Genomic DNA, 13,477 nt, shown 5'->3' on the forward strand with positions numbered 1-13,477 from the left:
AATGGAGGTAGCAACTTCGATGGCGAATACGGAGTTGTTGCACATGGACCGTGAGCCGGTTACCGAGCCCGCCTGGATATTCAGCTACACCGCCACCGGCCCGCAGCTGGAGTGGGAATGGGCGCACAAGCGGCTGCGGGAGTCGAAGAACTTCTGGCTGACCACCAAGGCCCTGGACGGCAGCCCGCACACCCGGCCCGTCTGGGGATTCTGGCGGCAGGGCGGACTGTGGTTCTCCACCACGAACCGCTCGGTCGCTTACATCGAGGCCGACAACAACGTCACCGTGCACACCGAGAGCGGTGACGAGGTGGTGATCGTGGAGGGGCGGTGCGACCGGCTCTACGGGAAAGACATGCTCCAGGTGATTTCCACCGGCTATAAGGAGCACTTCAATCACGAAACGGTCGCCACCGACGAGGGGGTCTTCACCCCCGAAGGATATGGCGGTCCCGGTTTCAAGATTACGCCGACCAAGGTGCTGGGGTGGAACGCGCCGCTTTTCAACACCGCCACGCGCTGGGTGTTTCCGGAGAGCGACTGACCGAGCCGGGAGTTCTCACGCCGGATACCCCCATGTATTATCCGGCGGCAGGAGGGGAGGGGCCGGGAAACGGAATTTCAACCGTTTCCCGGCCCCTCCCCTCCTGTGCTGTGCCCGGGCTCCCGCGGGGGAGGGGCGGTCATGCGGCCCGGGCGGCCTGCGGCGTCACCTGCTGGGCCGGCCCGGGCTTCTTGGTGCGGATGACCAGGAGGACCAGCAGCAGTCCTACGACGGCGAACGCCAGCCCGCCGAAGCAGGTGGTGGCGATGCTGTCGGCCAGTACGGATTTGGTGGCCGTGCCGCCGTGGCTGCGGATGGCGCTGCCGAAGACGGTGACCAGTACCGCCGTACCGATCGAGCCGCCGATCATGCCGACCGTCTGGAGCGCGCCGGACGCGCCGCCCGCTTCCTTTGGCGGGACGTCGGCCAGGATGGTCGCCGCGAGCGGCGAGTTGAGCAGGCCGACGCCGGCGCCGGCCAGCAGCATCGGGACCATGATCCCGCTGAAGTAGCCGGTCGACGCGGAGATACGGGTCAGCCACACCATGCCGGCGGCGACCATGATCAGCCCGGTGACCATCGACGTCTTGGGGCTGTACCGCTTGACGAGCCGCGGTGTCAGCGTCCTCGGCACCACGATCATGCCGAGCGACATCGGCAGGAACGCCAGTCCGGCCTGGATGGGGTTCATATCGAGCACGTTCTGCACGAACTGGGTGAGGAAGAAGAACATCCCGAACATCGCGCCGCCGGAGCAGACGAAGACGAGGAAGCCTCCGGCCCGGTTGCGGTTGGTGAACAGGCCCAGGTTCAGGATCGGTTGGGCGTGCCGGGACTCGACCCGTACGAGCAGGCAGAGCAGGACGAAGCCCAGCACGAACGAGCCCACGGTAACGGTGTTGGACCAGCCCTCGTCGGCGGCGTGCACGAAGCCGTACACCACGGCGCTCATGCCGGCCGTGCCCAGAAGCGCGCCGCCGCCGTCGAACCGGCCTCCCTGCGGCTCTGCCCGGGCGATCAGCCGCGGGGTCAGGGCGAGCACCGCGATGCCGATGGGCACGTTGATGAACAGGACCCACCGCCAGGAGGCGAGGTCGGTCAGCACACCGCCGAGCAGCAGGCCGCCGGTGGAGCCGATGCCGGAGGCCATGACGGAGATGCCGAGCGCTTTGGTGCGCTCCTCCTGACCGGTGAAGGTGCGCACGATCAGCGCCATGGTGGACGGCAGGGCGAGTGCGGCTCCCAGCCCCTGGAACACCCGGGCGGTGAGCAGCCACCATGTCTCCTGGGCGCAGCCTCCTGCGAAGGAGGCCACGGTGAAGAGCGCGACGCCGGTCATCAGAGCTTTGCGGCTGCCGAGGATGTCCCCCATCCGCCCGCCGAGCAGGAGGAAACCACCGTAGGCCAGCGTGTAGGCGTTGAGCACCCACGACAGCGCCGTGGGGGAGACGTCCAGTGAGTGCTGGATCTTGGGTAATGCCATGTTCATGACGGTGATATCGATGGCGCTCAGAAGCTGCACGCAGAGGATGACGGTCAGGATGGCGCCGCGGTGAGCGGTGGCGGTGCCGCTCTGGCCGGAGGGTGCTGTGCTGCTGGACAAGGTTCGTAGCCTCCTTTGGCGAGGCGACGCTCGCGCATGGAATGGCGGCCTCGGGTCCACGGCGGAAGCCTGGCCCAAAAAACGGGGAGTAGTCCCCGGGTATGGCCCGTACAATACGGGGGATGCTCCCCGCATTGCAACCTCGTGGAGGATTGATGCCGCGTTCGAGACCTGCTCCGCCGAGCCTGCCCGTCCGTCCGACCAGGACGGACGCCCGGCGGAACTACGACCGCCTGGTGGCCGCCGCGGACGAGTTGTTCGCCGAGCGGGGCACGGACGCGCCCCTGGACGAGATCGCCCGCCGGGCCGAACTGGGCTCCGGGACGCTCTATCGCCACTTCGCCAGCCGCGACGCGCTGATGGCCGCCGTGTTCTGGGGCCGGATCGAGGCGTTGTGCGAGGAGGGGGAGAACCTGCTCACCGCCGAGTCGTCGGTCGAGGGCATCACCGTCTGGCTGCGCAGCCTGATCCGGCTGACGATGCGCCGCGGGCTCGCGGCGGCGCTCGCCGCGGACCAGAAGGACAGCGGATCCGAACTCTTCCGCTACTGCCGGGAAGCACTCGAAGCGGCGGCCACCCCGCTGCTGCTGCGGGCCCAGCGGGACGGCGCCTTCTGCCAGGAGCTGGCTACCTCGGACCTGCTCACCTTCGCCCACGCCATCGCCGTCTCCGCCGAGCGTTCGCCGGACAGTGAGGGGCACGCCGACCGGCTGCTGCGTTTGCTCCTGCACGGCCTGTGCACCCGGGACGAACCTTCGCGAACGCAGTAGGCAGGACGTGGACGCCGATGGTCTGGCCCGCTGCCCGTTGTGCTGTGAACGCCGGAATGGGGAATGACGGATGGAGATTGCGAGCAAGCGGGAGCGCAACCCGCTGTGCCACGGCGACACACGCCGTACGACCGGCGGCGAGGCGACCGCCGGCGACCCGGCGACCCTGCTGCTCGACCGGACATACCGGCACCTGGCCGCCGACGAACGCGCGGTGTTCCGGCGGCTGTCGGTCTTCGGGGCCGAGTTCGACCCCGAGGCCGCCGTCGCCGTCTGCGGGGACGGCGTCCTCGGCGCGACGGGCGTCCTCGGCGCGCTGGCGGTGCTGGATGCCAGGGGGCTGATCCAACGGCTGCAGAGCGACTCGGAGAAGAGCCGGTTCCTCCGGACGGAGTCCGTGGTCGCGTACGGCGCCGAGCGGTTGGCGGAGTGCGGCGAGGTGGCATCGACCCACGCCCGCCTGGTCGACTGGATCTGGGACCACGTCCACCGGCTCACCCACGCCTACATGCTGTCCCGCGAGCAGAACGAGTGGTTCGTCGGCCGGGTCGACTACCTCGTCCTGGCGGTGGAGTGGACCTGGAACGCCGACCGCGACGACGACCGCCACGACCTGATGGTGGTTCTGCTGGCCAACCTCTGGATCCACCGCGGCAAGCGGCAGGCGGGCAAACGGCTCGTGGAACGCGCGCTGAGCCGCACCCCGCAGTCCCCGTACCGCAGCGACCTGCTGTTATGGGGGCTGTGGTTCGCCGACCAGGACGATGACCCCGACCAGTACCTCGCGATCGTCCAGGACGCGGTGGTCTCGGCCCGCGCCACCGGCAGCGACTCCGTGCTCATGAGGGCGCTCACCTCGCTGGCCTGCGTCTACGTACGGGTGGAGGACGACGACACGGCCCGCGCGTGCTTCGCGGAGGCCATCGGGCTCGCGCGACAGCTCGACGACGAGTTCAGCCTCTCGCTGTGCTCGCACATCTACGCCTGGTTCCTGCTCGGCGTCGGCGAGCACGCCGAGGCGGCCGCCGCTCTGTCGGCCACCACCCCGCATTTCGAGCAGCAGGCCGAGCCGTTCCATTACGCCAGCTACCACTTCGTGGCCGGCGTCGCCGATCTCGCGGCGGGCGTCCTGGACACCGCCGAGGCGCATATGAGGACCGCGGTCGGCATCTTCAACGCCTCGGGACCCAGCTGCTTCTACCCGATCGGCGGCCTCGCTCTCATCGCACTGCGCCGCGGGCACCCGAGCCGCTGCGTGGTGCTGCTCACCGCGTACGAGCGCCTGCTGCACGAGGCGTGCGAGGCGACCCGCATCCCGCAGTGGTGGGAGCGGGAGATGGCGGACGCCGGTCGCGCCGCGGCGGTGCGCCTGACCACCGAGGAGTTCCGCAGGGCACAGCTGACCGCCCGCGGATACACCGACCAGCAGCTCATCAGCTACGCGCTGGACCGCGTCGACCGCCCGCTGCACCCGGAGCCGTCGGCCCTGACCCGACGGGAGCACGAGGTCGCGGTACTCATCGCGCAGGGCCTGATCAACCGGCGCATTGCCGACCACCTGCAGATCGCCGAGAGCACCGTCGCGTCGCATACCAAGAGGATCTACGCGAAGCTCGGCATCCGCTCGCGCACCCAGCTCGCCGCCTGGATCGCCGCCCGGCACCCGAGCGGCGTACCGCACCAGGTGATCGCACCGTCGCACCCTGACGCCTCATCGACACCGGGCGGACCGGCCATGGGCGGCGTGGTGCTGCAGATGTGAAGGGCCGTCGCGCGCGGCCCCGGCAGGACGCCGCCCGCGCCAGGGTCACCGCCACGCACGGAACGGTCGAGGAAGAGGGGGGTCGATGGCACCGTCGGCGATCTACTGCACCATCTGCGAGTCCCGTATCGCCGTGCCGTCCACCCGGCGCACGGAGACCCATCAGCAGTACTGTTCCAACGCCTGCCGGCAGCGTGCCTACCGGCGGCGGCAAGCTGCCACGGCCCCGCCCGCTGCCCGGCCGCGCCAGGCCGGCGCCGCCCCGCTCCCGCTGCGACTGGACAAGTTCATCGGCAGAGCGAGGGAGCTGGAGCACCTCAGGATGCTCGCCTCCAAACGGCTGGTGACCATCACGGGGCCACCCGGAGCAGGCAAGAGCCGGCTGGTGCTGCGGCACGTCGAGTCGCCGGCCGCGGACTGCGCCGAGGCGGTCTGGCTCGACCTGGAGAAGCCGGGCAACGCCGAGAGACTGCCGCATGTGATCGGCAAAGCACTCCACGCCGGCGCCGTCACCGACGAGGTGTGCGGGGGAGCGGATGCCGACAACGCCCACGCACTGTTCGCCGCCGTCGGCGGCCGGCGGATTCTGCTTGTACTCGACAACTGCGAGCAAGTGGTCGAGCGTTACGCCCGGTTCCTGGAGGCGCTGCTGATCAACTGCCCCGGGCTGCGCATCCTCGCGACCAGCCGGGAGGCCTTCCGCATCCCGGGCGAGACGGTGCTCGGCCTCGGCCCGCTGTCCCTGCCGGCGGCGACCGAAAGCACCCCCAAGGCGCTGCTGCGCTCAGAAGCCGCCCAGCTCTTCGTGGAACGCGCCTCCTCCGGCAACCCCAACTTCGTGCTGAGCCACGCCAACTCCGCCGCCGTTGCCGAACTGTGCGTCGAACTCGACGGGCTGCCGCTGCTGATCGAGTTCGCCGCCCACTGGGTCGGCATCCTGACGGTCACCGAACTACTGGCCCGGCTTCAGCAGCCGACCAAGGTGCTCACCGTCGGCAGCCGTACGGCCAGCGACCGGCACAGCAGCTTCCTGTCGGCGTTCGCCTCCAGCTACGACCCGCTGGACGCTGCGGAACAGGCCGTGTTCCGCCGCCTCTCGGTGCTGTCCGGGCCGTTCGACCTTGAGCTGGCCACCGCGGTCTGCGACTGCGCCGCGTTCTCCACCCAGCGCAGCACCGAACTCCTCACCCGGCTTTGTGCCAAGTCCCTGCTGGTGGCGTCGGTGGACTCACCGCACGGCGCGGAGTTCCGGCAGTACCGGTCGGTGCGCCGGTACGCGGGCGAACTGCTGGAGGAAGCCGGTGAGGTGGAGGCCACCTGGGACCGGCTGGTGGGCCGGCTGGTTGACCTCTTGCGGCCGGTGACGGAGCGGGTCACCGTGCCGCAGGCGCTGCTGACCCGGCTCGACCGGCTGCACCACCACCTGCTCAGCGCCGCCGAGTGGACCGCGCGGGCCGACGACGCACGGCACGTACTGCTGGTGGCGGCGCTCACCCGCCCGCTGCGGGCCAGGGGCGACGACGCCCGGATCGGCCAACTCGGCGAGCGCGCCCTGCACATGGCGGCGAGCGGTACCGACCACGCCGTGCTGCTGACCGAGATGGCCGAGGCCAAGCGCGCGCTGGGCAGCGTGTTCGACGCCATGACGTACGCCTCGCGCGCGGTGGAACTGACCGGTGACGGCGCAGGGGTGCACGGCGGCCAGGCGATCGAGGGGTACGCCGTACGGGCCCGCGCGCTGCTGGCCCTGGCCTCCTGCCTGCGCCAGATCGGGCACCTCGCGGCGGCCAGGGCCACGGCGCGGCAGGCGCTCGACATCGTGACGGCGCACGGCACCGCCCCGGACGAGGCCGCCTGCCTGGAGCACCTGGCGACCACCGACATGGCCGCGGGCGACCTGACACAGGCCACCCGGATCATCTCCGGCGTGCTGGACTCCCTGCCGGAGCACGACAGGACGGCCACCACCCGGGCCCTGGACACGGCGACCGACATAGCCCTGGCCGGCGGCGAGTTCAGCCGGGCGGCGGCGTACGCGAGCGAGTCTCTGCGCCGACTGCCTGAGGACCCCGGGCTGCTGCACCGGCCGCTCGGCCGGCTGGCGGCGGTGACTGCGAAGGACGGGAGCGAACTGCGCGCCGTGCGCCTGGCGGAGTCGGCACGCGCTCTGCGCGAACGCGGCGGGGTCATCGAGCAGGAGTGGCTGGACGGCCACGTCGCGCGGCAACTGCGCGTCCTCACCGAACGGCAGGACCCGGCGGAGGTGGAGCGGGCCAGGGCGGTGGCCACCGGCCTCTCACCGCGACTCGCGCGGGCGTTCGCACTGGGAGCGCCCTGGCCGCACGAGACCACGGAGGAGCCGAACAGCGGTGTGCTGTCCTCTCGGCAGGTGGACATCGCCCTGTTCGTGGCCGAAGGGCTCACCAACAGTCAGATCGCCAACCGGCTGGGGATCTCGGCACGCACGGTGGCCACCCACTTGGCCCGCCTGCGCAGCGACCTGGACATCGAGTCACGTGCCCAGGTCGCCGCGTGGGCGAGGACCACACTCCGCGAGTGACCCGGCGCCCGGGCACCCGGCTTCGCGCGCCTGCTCAGACCTCCCGGGGTTCCAGGGTCACCAGCACCGAGGCGGGCCCCATCGTCATCTCGGTCTGCGGCTTGAGCGGGGTGCTCTCCGGCGACAGCCGCAGGTTCCAGTGCTGCCCGATGGTGGCCAGCGCGATGGTCGACTCGGTGATGGCGAACGCGTCGCCGATGCACTTGTGCACGCCCGCCCCGAACGGGATGAACGAACTGCGCGGGATGTCGGGCTGCCGCTTGCGCCGCTCCGGGTCGAAGTGATCCGGCTCGTCGAACACCCGCGGGTCTCGCTGGAGCGCGTACGGGCTGACCGCGAACTGGGTGCCGGAGGGGAAGTGGTGCGAACCCAGCGTGGTGTCGCGCAGGGCACGGCGGGTCAGCATCCACAGCGGGGGGTACAGACGCAGTGTCTCGTCCAGGATCGCGTCGGTGTACGTGAGCGACCGGATGTTCTCGTACGACACGTCCTGGCCGCCGAGTTGGGTGTCGATCTCGCTCTGGAACCGCTGCTGGACCTCGGGGTCATGGGCGATCAGGCCCAGCGCCCAGGCCAGGGTGTTGGCGGTGGTGTCGATGCCCGCGGCGAGGAACGTGATGACCTGGTCGTGCAGCTCCGCGTCGTCGAACGTGGTGCCGGTGTCCTCGTCCTGTGCCGACATCAGCAGGCCGAGCAGGTCGTCGCGGGTCTCGGTGCGGCGCTGGTCCGCGATGATCTTGTCGACCGTCTCGTCGAACTGGCGGACCGCCTCCCGGTAGCGCTTGTTGGCGGCGGTCGGCAGCTTGCTCATCACCGCCAGCGGGGCGGTCATCTGCTGGTACATGCCGGCGGTCAGCCGGTCCAGCGAGTCGGCCGCCTGGTTGACGGTGTCGGAGTTTCCCGAGCCGTCGGTCCGCATGGTGAAGAAGCACCGCAGCGTCACCCGGGTGGTGAGGTCGTGCACCGCCTGGACGATGTCGACCTCCTCGCCCGGCTGCCAGGCGGCCGCCATCGCGGTGGCCTCCTCCTGCATCACCCGCATGTAGGACTTGATGTGCTGGGAGTGGAAGGCGGGCTGCGACATCCGGCGCTGCCGCATGTGCTCGGGGCCGGTGGACGTCGCCAGGCCGTTCCCCATGATCGTGCGGGACCGCTCCAGGAAGGGCCCGCCCCGGCCGAAGTCCTTGGAACGCTCGACCAGCAGGTGGTGGGCGAGATCGTGGCGGCACAGGACATTGAGCGGGGTGGGGCCCATGCGTATCGCGACGATGTCGCCGTGCTGGTGCAGCGAGGCGAGGAAACCCAGTGGGTCGGAGCGCAGTTGGCGCGAGTGGCCGAGCACCGGCAGCGCACCGGGGGCCGCTCCCACCGTCCACGCTCCGTCCTTGACGGAAGTCGTCATGCCGTCGTTCTCCTTCGTGTGGTCGGGGGATTCCGCCTCATGACACCACGTCGTGGCGGGCAGCAGAATCCTTGTTCTTTAGGGGGCGAGTGGGGGTTTCGGCCGGTCGGAAGCGGGGGCCGCCGGGGCCACGTGTGCTCAGCCGAGCTTGGCGCGCAGCTCCTGGCGCCCGGCGAGACCGAGCTTCTTGTAGGTGTGCGTCAGGTGCTGCTCGACGGTGCTGATGCTCAGCGAGAGCGAGCGGGCGATGATGCGGTTGGTGTTGCCGGTGGCCGCGAGCATGGCCACCTTCCGCTCGGAGAAGGTGAGTTTGTTGAGGTAGCGCGAGAAGCGGTCCTCGATCCGGTACCGGGCGGTGCTCGACCACGGCGGCGGAGACGGCTCATCGACCATCAGCAGTCTGATTCCTTCGATGAGGTCACCGCCCTCGACCGCCCCGGCGAGGGCGGCGAAGACCTGCTCGCGGGCGGACCGGTGACCGTCGTCGGCGCCGGTCCGCGGCTCGCTCGCCCCCAGCCGTTCGTTGCGCTGGTCGATGAGGTCCACCGCGGCCTCCTGATCGCCGCGTGCCAGTTGCGCGCCGGCCGCGGCGAGCCGCCACGGCAGTACGTGCTCGTGGTCCACGCCCCAGGCGGCCATCAGCCGCCCGCAGGTGACGAAGTCCGCGAGCGCCGCGTGGGTCCGGCCGTCGGCCAGGTTCACATGGCCGCGGGCGAACAGGTACCGCAGTCCGTGGCGGCTGTCGAACACCGCTGCGGGCACGCTCTGTTCGAGCCGGCTCCGGGCCGCGACCAGGTCGCCGGTCATCACGCTGCCCAGCATCACCGAGGCCAGCGGCCCACCGATCCGGGCGCCCCACGCCTGCGGGGACATCATGGCGACGGCCCGCTGGGCCGCCTTCACAGCATCGGCGTACCGGCCCTCGCACAGATACGCCTCGGCACGTATCGCCAGTAACCGGGCCTGCCACACGGGCGCACGGCGCATCACGGCCTCGTCCACCAGTTTGTCGGTGAGCGAGTGCACGACGTCCAGTTCCTTCGCGTACAGCAGCGCGGACAGCGCGGCGACCGCGGCCGGCGCGGCCTGCTCGGTGAACGCCGATGCGTACAGCCCCTCGGACGCCGCCCGGACGGCGGCGGGGTCGGGCCGGTCGTGCTTCAGCATCCGCACCAGCGACCAGGCGGCGCCGAACCGGGCTGATGAGGCGCTGCATTCGGCGGCCCGGTCGGGTTCGGCCGGTGCGCCGGACGTACCCGTGAGCGAGGGGTAGTCGCCGAGCACCAGCAGGCGGTCGGTCTCCAGCTCCATCCGCTCGGCCCCCTGCTCCGCGTCCAGTCGGCCGGCCAGCGCGTCGAGCCGGTCGACCGCCTCGGCCGCCCACCCGCGCCGCGCCATCTGCTCGCCGAGCAGCGAGGACCGGCGCTGCCACAGCACGTCGATGCCGATCAGCGCGCCCGCCTCGTGCAGGCACTGCGCGCACAGCTCGGGGTTGCTCGCCGCGTGCGTCTCGGCGATGCGGATCAAGGTCTTCGCGCGGCGGGCGTCGTCCGTCATGCCGCGCAGCGACAGCCGCATCGTGGAGACGGCCAGTTCCCGGTCGTCGAGTGCCAGCGCCTGGGTCGCGGCCTCCTGGGCCAGGAAGTCGGTCCAGGTCGGGTCGGTGTGGTCGGCCGCGATCAGCAGCCGGGCCACCTCCACGGCCGGTGCGCCCATCGTCCGCAGCACGCAGGCCGAGCGTCGCCGCAGCGCCGTCACCCGCTGTACCGGGATCGAGGACAGCACCGCGTCCGCGGCCACCGGGTGCCGGAAGTGCCCCTCGCTCAGCAGCCCCGCCGAGGTGAGGGCGGTCAGCGCACGGGCCGCGGTCTCCTGCGTCGTCCCGGACACCTCGGCCAGACTGCGCGCGGTGCTGTACTCGCCGAGTACGGCGATCGCCTGAGCCACCTCGCGGACCTCGGCCTCGAAACGGTAATAGCAGCTCAGAACCGCCTTGTGGTACGCCGTGCCCGGTACCTTGGAGACCGGGTCCGCGGTGGTGAGCCGCTCCTGCAGCCGCCGGAAGTCGGCGAGCAGCCCCTTCAGCAGCGCGAGGTTGCCGCCGGCCAGCCGCAGCAGTTCGGTCGCCGTGCCGCTGCTCAGTGTCAGCCCGAACTGCCGGGCCCCGAGCCGCATTACTCCGTCCGCCGACAGCTGCTCCAGCCGGAGGGTGCGACAGTGCGGCTGGTCGCCGAGCTCGGCCAGCACCTCCTGGTGCGCGTGCTGCTGGGTGGGCCGCAGTCCCAGGACGAGGAGCACCGGCTCCGATCTGATGGCCAGTGTCAGTCGGGAGATCGTCCGCAGAGCCTCGACGTCCGCGTTGTGCAGATCGTCGATACAAAGCAGCCGCGGCGCCGTATCGCGCCGGGCCGAGAACTCAACCGGAAGGGTCTGCGCGAAGCGCGGGAGCGCGGCGGTCTCCACCTCGATCCCATGGGAGGATGCTGATTTCGCGAAAGCCGACATAAGCGTCGTCTTGCCCGATCCTGGGGGTCCGACCACGACCGCGACACCACCGTTGCCTTGGGCGGTATTGTCCAGGAGACTGCTCAGAATGGTGAATTCAACGGCCCTTTCCAGTTGTTCCACGGAATTCTCCCCGTTCAGCAATTGTCCGTTGCCTTCAGTGGTGTGCGTCGTTGGCGCAGCACGTGCCGGGCAGGTAACGCGCCCCGCCCCGGGACATGGCTGACCCCGGCCGGGCGGCGGTGACCGGAGCCCGGGGTCTTTCGGATCGAATGCCTGCTCGCACATCTACGTCGGCGATCATTACCCACCCCGTGCCATTGTCACCACCCCACGTTTGAGACGTCTCGTGCCGTAACGCGGGCCGCGTTACGGCATGCACTGCACAGGCCTGTGCAGTGCATGGAGAAATCATTGCAAGAAAATGCGGAATCTTTAACTGTATTTTGCTGGGGGTTCTTAGGGGCTACCGTGCGCCGGCGCCCCGCTAACGTGTTTCGGAACAGACTCGGTCAACGGCTGCCATACACAACTCGGAGGCCATCCGGCATGCTTGAAAGCAGCGAGCGGAAATACACCACACGTCTCCCTTCGCTTACCGGAATGCGTTTAATCGCCGCTTTACTGGTCTTCTTCACGCACGCCTCGATCGAGTCCGTCTTCAGTGACCAGGGCGTGGCCTCCTGGACCCACCGGTTCCTGGAGCCGGGCGGCCGGTACGGCGTCTCGTTCTTCTTCGTCCTCAGCGGATTCGTGCTCACCTGGTCGGCGAGCCCACGGGACAGCGTGTGGGGCTTCTGGCGGCGAAGGCTCGCGAAGATCTACCCGCTGCACGTCGTCACCTGGGTCATGGCCCTTGTCCTGCTCGCCACCGTCAAGTCCCCGGGCCTCGTGCTGAACTGGCACGTGGCGACCCTCAACCTCGCACTGCTGCACGCCTGGTTCCCCTGGGCCGACACCATGGTCAGCATCAACGCGCCGTCCTGGTCGCTCTGTTGTGAGGCGCTGTTCTACCTGGCCTTCCCGCTGATCATCTGGATCGTCCGCAAGATCCGGCCGGCGATGCTGTGGCCCGCAGCGCTCTTCGCCGTCGCCGTGGTGATGTGCACCCCGCTCTTCACCGAACTGCTGCCGCAGCAGCCGGTCATCCCCGGCTACAACGTCACCTTCTACGGCTCGTGGTTCATGAAGGTGTTCCCGCTCGCCCACCTCTTCGAGTTCGTGGTGGGCATCCTGATGGCCCGCATCGTGCTGGCCGGCCGCTGGATCAACCTCGGTTTCACCCCGGCCGCCATCCTGGCGATCTGCGACTACTACGCCGTCGCGAAGGTGCCGATGTTCTACTCCTTCGCCGCCGCCGGCATCATCCCGCTCGCCCTGCTCGTCCCGGCCGCCGCTGAGGCGGACCGCCGCGCCACCACCACGTGGGGTCTGAGGAGCAAGGCCATGGTCCGGCTCGGGGAGATCTCCTTCGCGTTCTACATGGTGCACTGGATGGTGCTGCACTACGGGCACCGCATCATCGGTCCGACCGACACCTGGAGCACGCCCGCGGCGCTGGGACTGTGGGCCGCCGCCTTCGTCATCGCGCTGATCGCCGCGTGGCTGCTGCACGAAGGGGTCGAGATGCCCGTCATGCGACGCTGGAGCCGGCCCAGGCAGCGGCCGGAAGGGGCGACTGCGGGAGCCGGGGCCGGACAACCGGTGGAGCGGCCCGTGGGCCTACCACCCGTGCCCGCCGCGGCCCGCCCCGACCGATCCGGACTCGACCTGGACTGAACCCCGATCCCGGCACGGTGCCCCGGCCCTGACGACGAGATCAGGACCGGGGCACCGGTGCGTACGACGGCGCGGCCGGGTCAGCCCGGCCGTGTCCCCTCGGGCGCGGGCAGGCCGATACCCAGCTGGGCGAGCATAGACAGCACGTCGTTCACCGCCCAGTGCTCCACGATCTGACCGCCCCGCACGCGCAGCATGTCCAGGGCGAGCACCTGGAACGTCCGGCCGGAGCCGGGCACCCCCATGAACTCGCCGGTGTGTGTGCCCCGGATGGTATGCCGGGTGCACACCATGTCGCCGCTGACGACGCTCTCCTCCACGGTCGACCGCAGACCGGAGAAACCCTCCCGCATCTGCTCCCACTTGAGCCGCCAGCCCTCGGGGCCCGGCGGCGTACCGGGCGGAGCGACGTGATCCACGACGTCCTCCGCTATGAGCGAGGCGTCGAACTCCCCGGCGTTGAAGCACGCCACGACCCGGCGGACCACGTCCGCCGGGTCGGTCGGCCGCTGTCCGGCTGGTGCTGCGTCGTCCTTCATATGAACACCTCTC

Annotated in this window: 9 protein-coding genes; 5 read left to right on the top strand and 4 right to left on the bottom strand. The window is 70.1% G+C overall.

Translation table 11 applies throughout. The features are described from left to right. Positions 1-43: 43 nt before the first annotated feature. Positions 44-544, top strand: a complete 501-nt coding sequence (locus SH922_RS36965) for a pyridoxamine 5'-phosphate oxidase family protein (RefSeq protein WP_393062902.1) — start codon at positions 44-46, stop codon at positions 542-544. Positions 545-683: 139 nt separating this feature from the next. Here the strand turns inward: SH922_RS36965 and SH922_RS36970 are convergent, their stop codons facing one another. After that, positions 684-2,147 carry an MFS transporter gene (locus SH922_RS36970; RefSeq protein ID WP_393062903.1) on the bottom strand — a complete coding sequence of 488 codons (1,464 nt, stop codon included), beginning with the start codon at positions 2,145-2,147 and terminating at the stop codon, positions 684-686. Positions 2,148-2,302: 155 nt separating this feature from the next. On the opposite strand from SH922_RS36970, the gene SH922_RS36975 reads away from it, so the two are divergent. From SH922_RS36975 to SH922_RS36985, 3 genes are all read left to right on the top strand, one after another. After that, the gene (locus tag SH922_RS36975; protein ID WP_393062904.1) at positions 2,303-2,917 is read left to right on the top strand and encodes a TetR/AcrR family transcriptional regulator; all 615 of its coding nucleotides are present in this window, start codon (positions 2,303-2,305) and stop codon (positions 2,915-2,917) included. A 70-nt stretch (positions 2,918-2,987) separates the two neighbouring features. After that, positions 2,988-4,679: a LuxR C-terminal-related transcriptional regulator gene (locus tag SH922_RS36980; RefSeq protein WP_393062905.1), complete on the top strand. Its 1,692-nt coding sequence runs from the start codon at positions 2,988-2,990 to the stop codon at positions 4,677-4,679. Positions 4,680-4,764: 85 nt separating this feature from the next. Beyond that, positions 4,765-7,239, top strand: coding sequence for an ATP-binding protein (locus tag SH922_RS36985; protein WP_393062906.1), 2,475 nt, complete (start codon positions 4,765-4,767; stop codon positions 7,237-7,239). Positions 7,240-7,273: 34 nt separating this feature from the next. On the opposite strand, the gene SH922_RS36990 is transcribed toward SH922_RS36985, so the two are convergent. Together SH922_RS36990 and SH922_RS36995 are read right to left on the bottom strand one after the other, a co-directional pair. Then, entirely contained in the window at positions 7,274-8,641 is a 1,368-nt protein-coding gene (locus SH922_RS36990) for a cytochrome P450 (protein WP_393062907.1), read from the bottom strand. 138 nt (positions 8,642-8,779) lie between these two features. Next, the gene (locus tag SH922_RS36995) at positions 8,780-11,269 is read right to left on the bottom strand and encodes a LuxR C-terminal-related transcriptional regulator (protein ID WP_393062908.1); all 2,490 of its coding nucleotides are present in this window, start codon (positions 11,267-11,269) and stop codon (positions 8,780-8,782) included. Positions 11,270-11,749: 480 nt separating this feature from the next. On the opposite strand from SH922_RS36995, the gene SH922_RS37000 reads away from it, so the two are divergent. Then, positions 11,750-12,925, top strand: a complete 1,176-nt coding sequence (locus SH922_RS37000; protein ID WP_393062909.1) for an acyltransferase family protein — start codon at positions 11,750-11,752, stop codon at positions 12,923-12,925. A gap of 80 nt (positions 12,926-13,005) precedes the next feature. On the opposite strand, the gene SH922_RS37005 is transcribed toward SH922_RS37000, so the two are convergent. Further along, on the bottom strand, positions 13,006-13,464 hold the full coding sequence (locus SH922_RS37005) for an ester cyclase (RefSeq protein ID WP_393062910.1): 459 nt from the start codon (positions 13,462-13,464) through the stop codon (positions 13,006-13,008). Positions 13,465-13,477: the final 13 nt, after the last annotated feature.

It is taken from the genome of Streptomyces sp. LN549 (assembly GCF_043203805.1).
In the GTDB taxonomy this organism is placed as follows: domain Bacteria; phylum Actinomycetota; class Actinomycetes; order Streptomycetales; family Streptomycetaceae; genus Streptomyces.

What these genes read in the sequence shown, in the direction of transcription:
- SH922_RS36965 (WP_393062902.1), top strand. Translation starts at nt 44, where the DNA reads ATGGACCGTGAGCCGGTTACCGAGCCCGCCTGGATATTCAGCTACACC.
- SH922_RS36975 (WP_393062904.1), top strand. Translation starts at nt 2,303, where the DNA reads ATGCCGCGTTCGAGACCTGCTCCGCCGAGCCTGCCCGTCCGTCCGACC.
- SH922_RS36980 (WP_393062905.1), top strand. Translation starts at nt 2,988, where the DNA reads ATGGAGATTGCGAGCAAGCGGGAGCGCAACCCGCTGTGCCACGGCGAC.
- SH922_RS36985 (WP_393062906.1), top strand. Translation starts at nt 4,765, where the DNA reads ATGGCACCGTCGGCGATCTACTGCACCATCTGCGAGTCCCGTATCGCC.
- SH922_RS36990 (WP_393062907.1), bottom strand. Translation starts at nt 8,641, where the DNA reads ATGACGACTTCCGTCAAGGACGGAGCGTGGACGGTGGGAGCGGCCCCC.
- SH922_RS37000 (WP_393062909.1), top strand. Translation starts at nt 11,750, where the DNA reads ATGCGTTTAATCGCCGCTTTACTGGTCTTCTTCACGCACGCCTCGATC.
- SH922_RS37005 (WP_393062910.1), bottom strand. Translation starts at nt 13,464, where the DNA reads ATGAAGGACGACGCAGCACCAGCCGGACAGCGGCCGACCGACCCGGCG.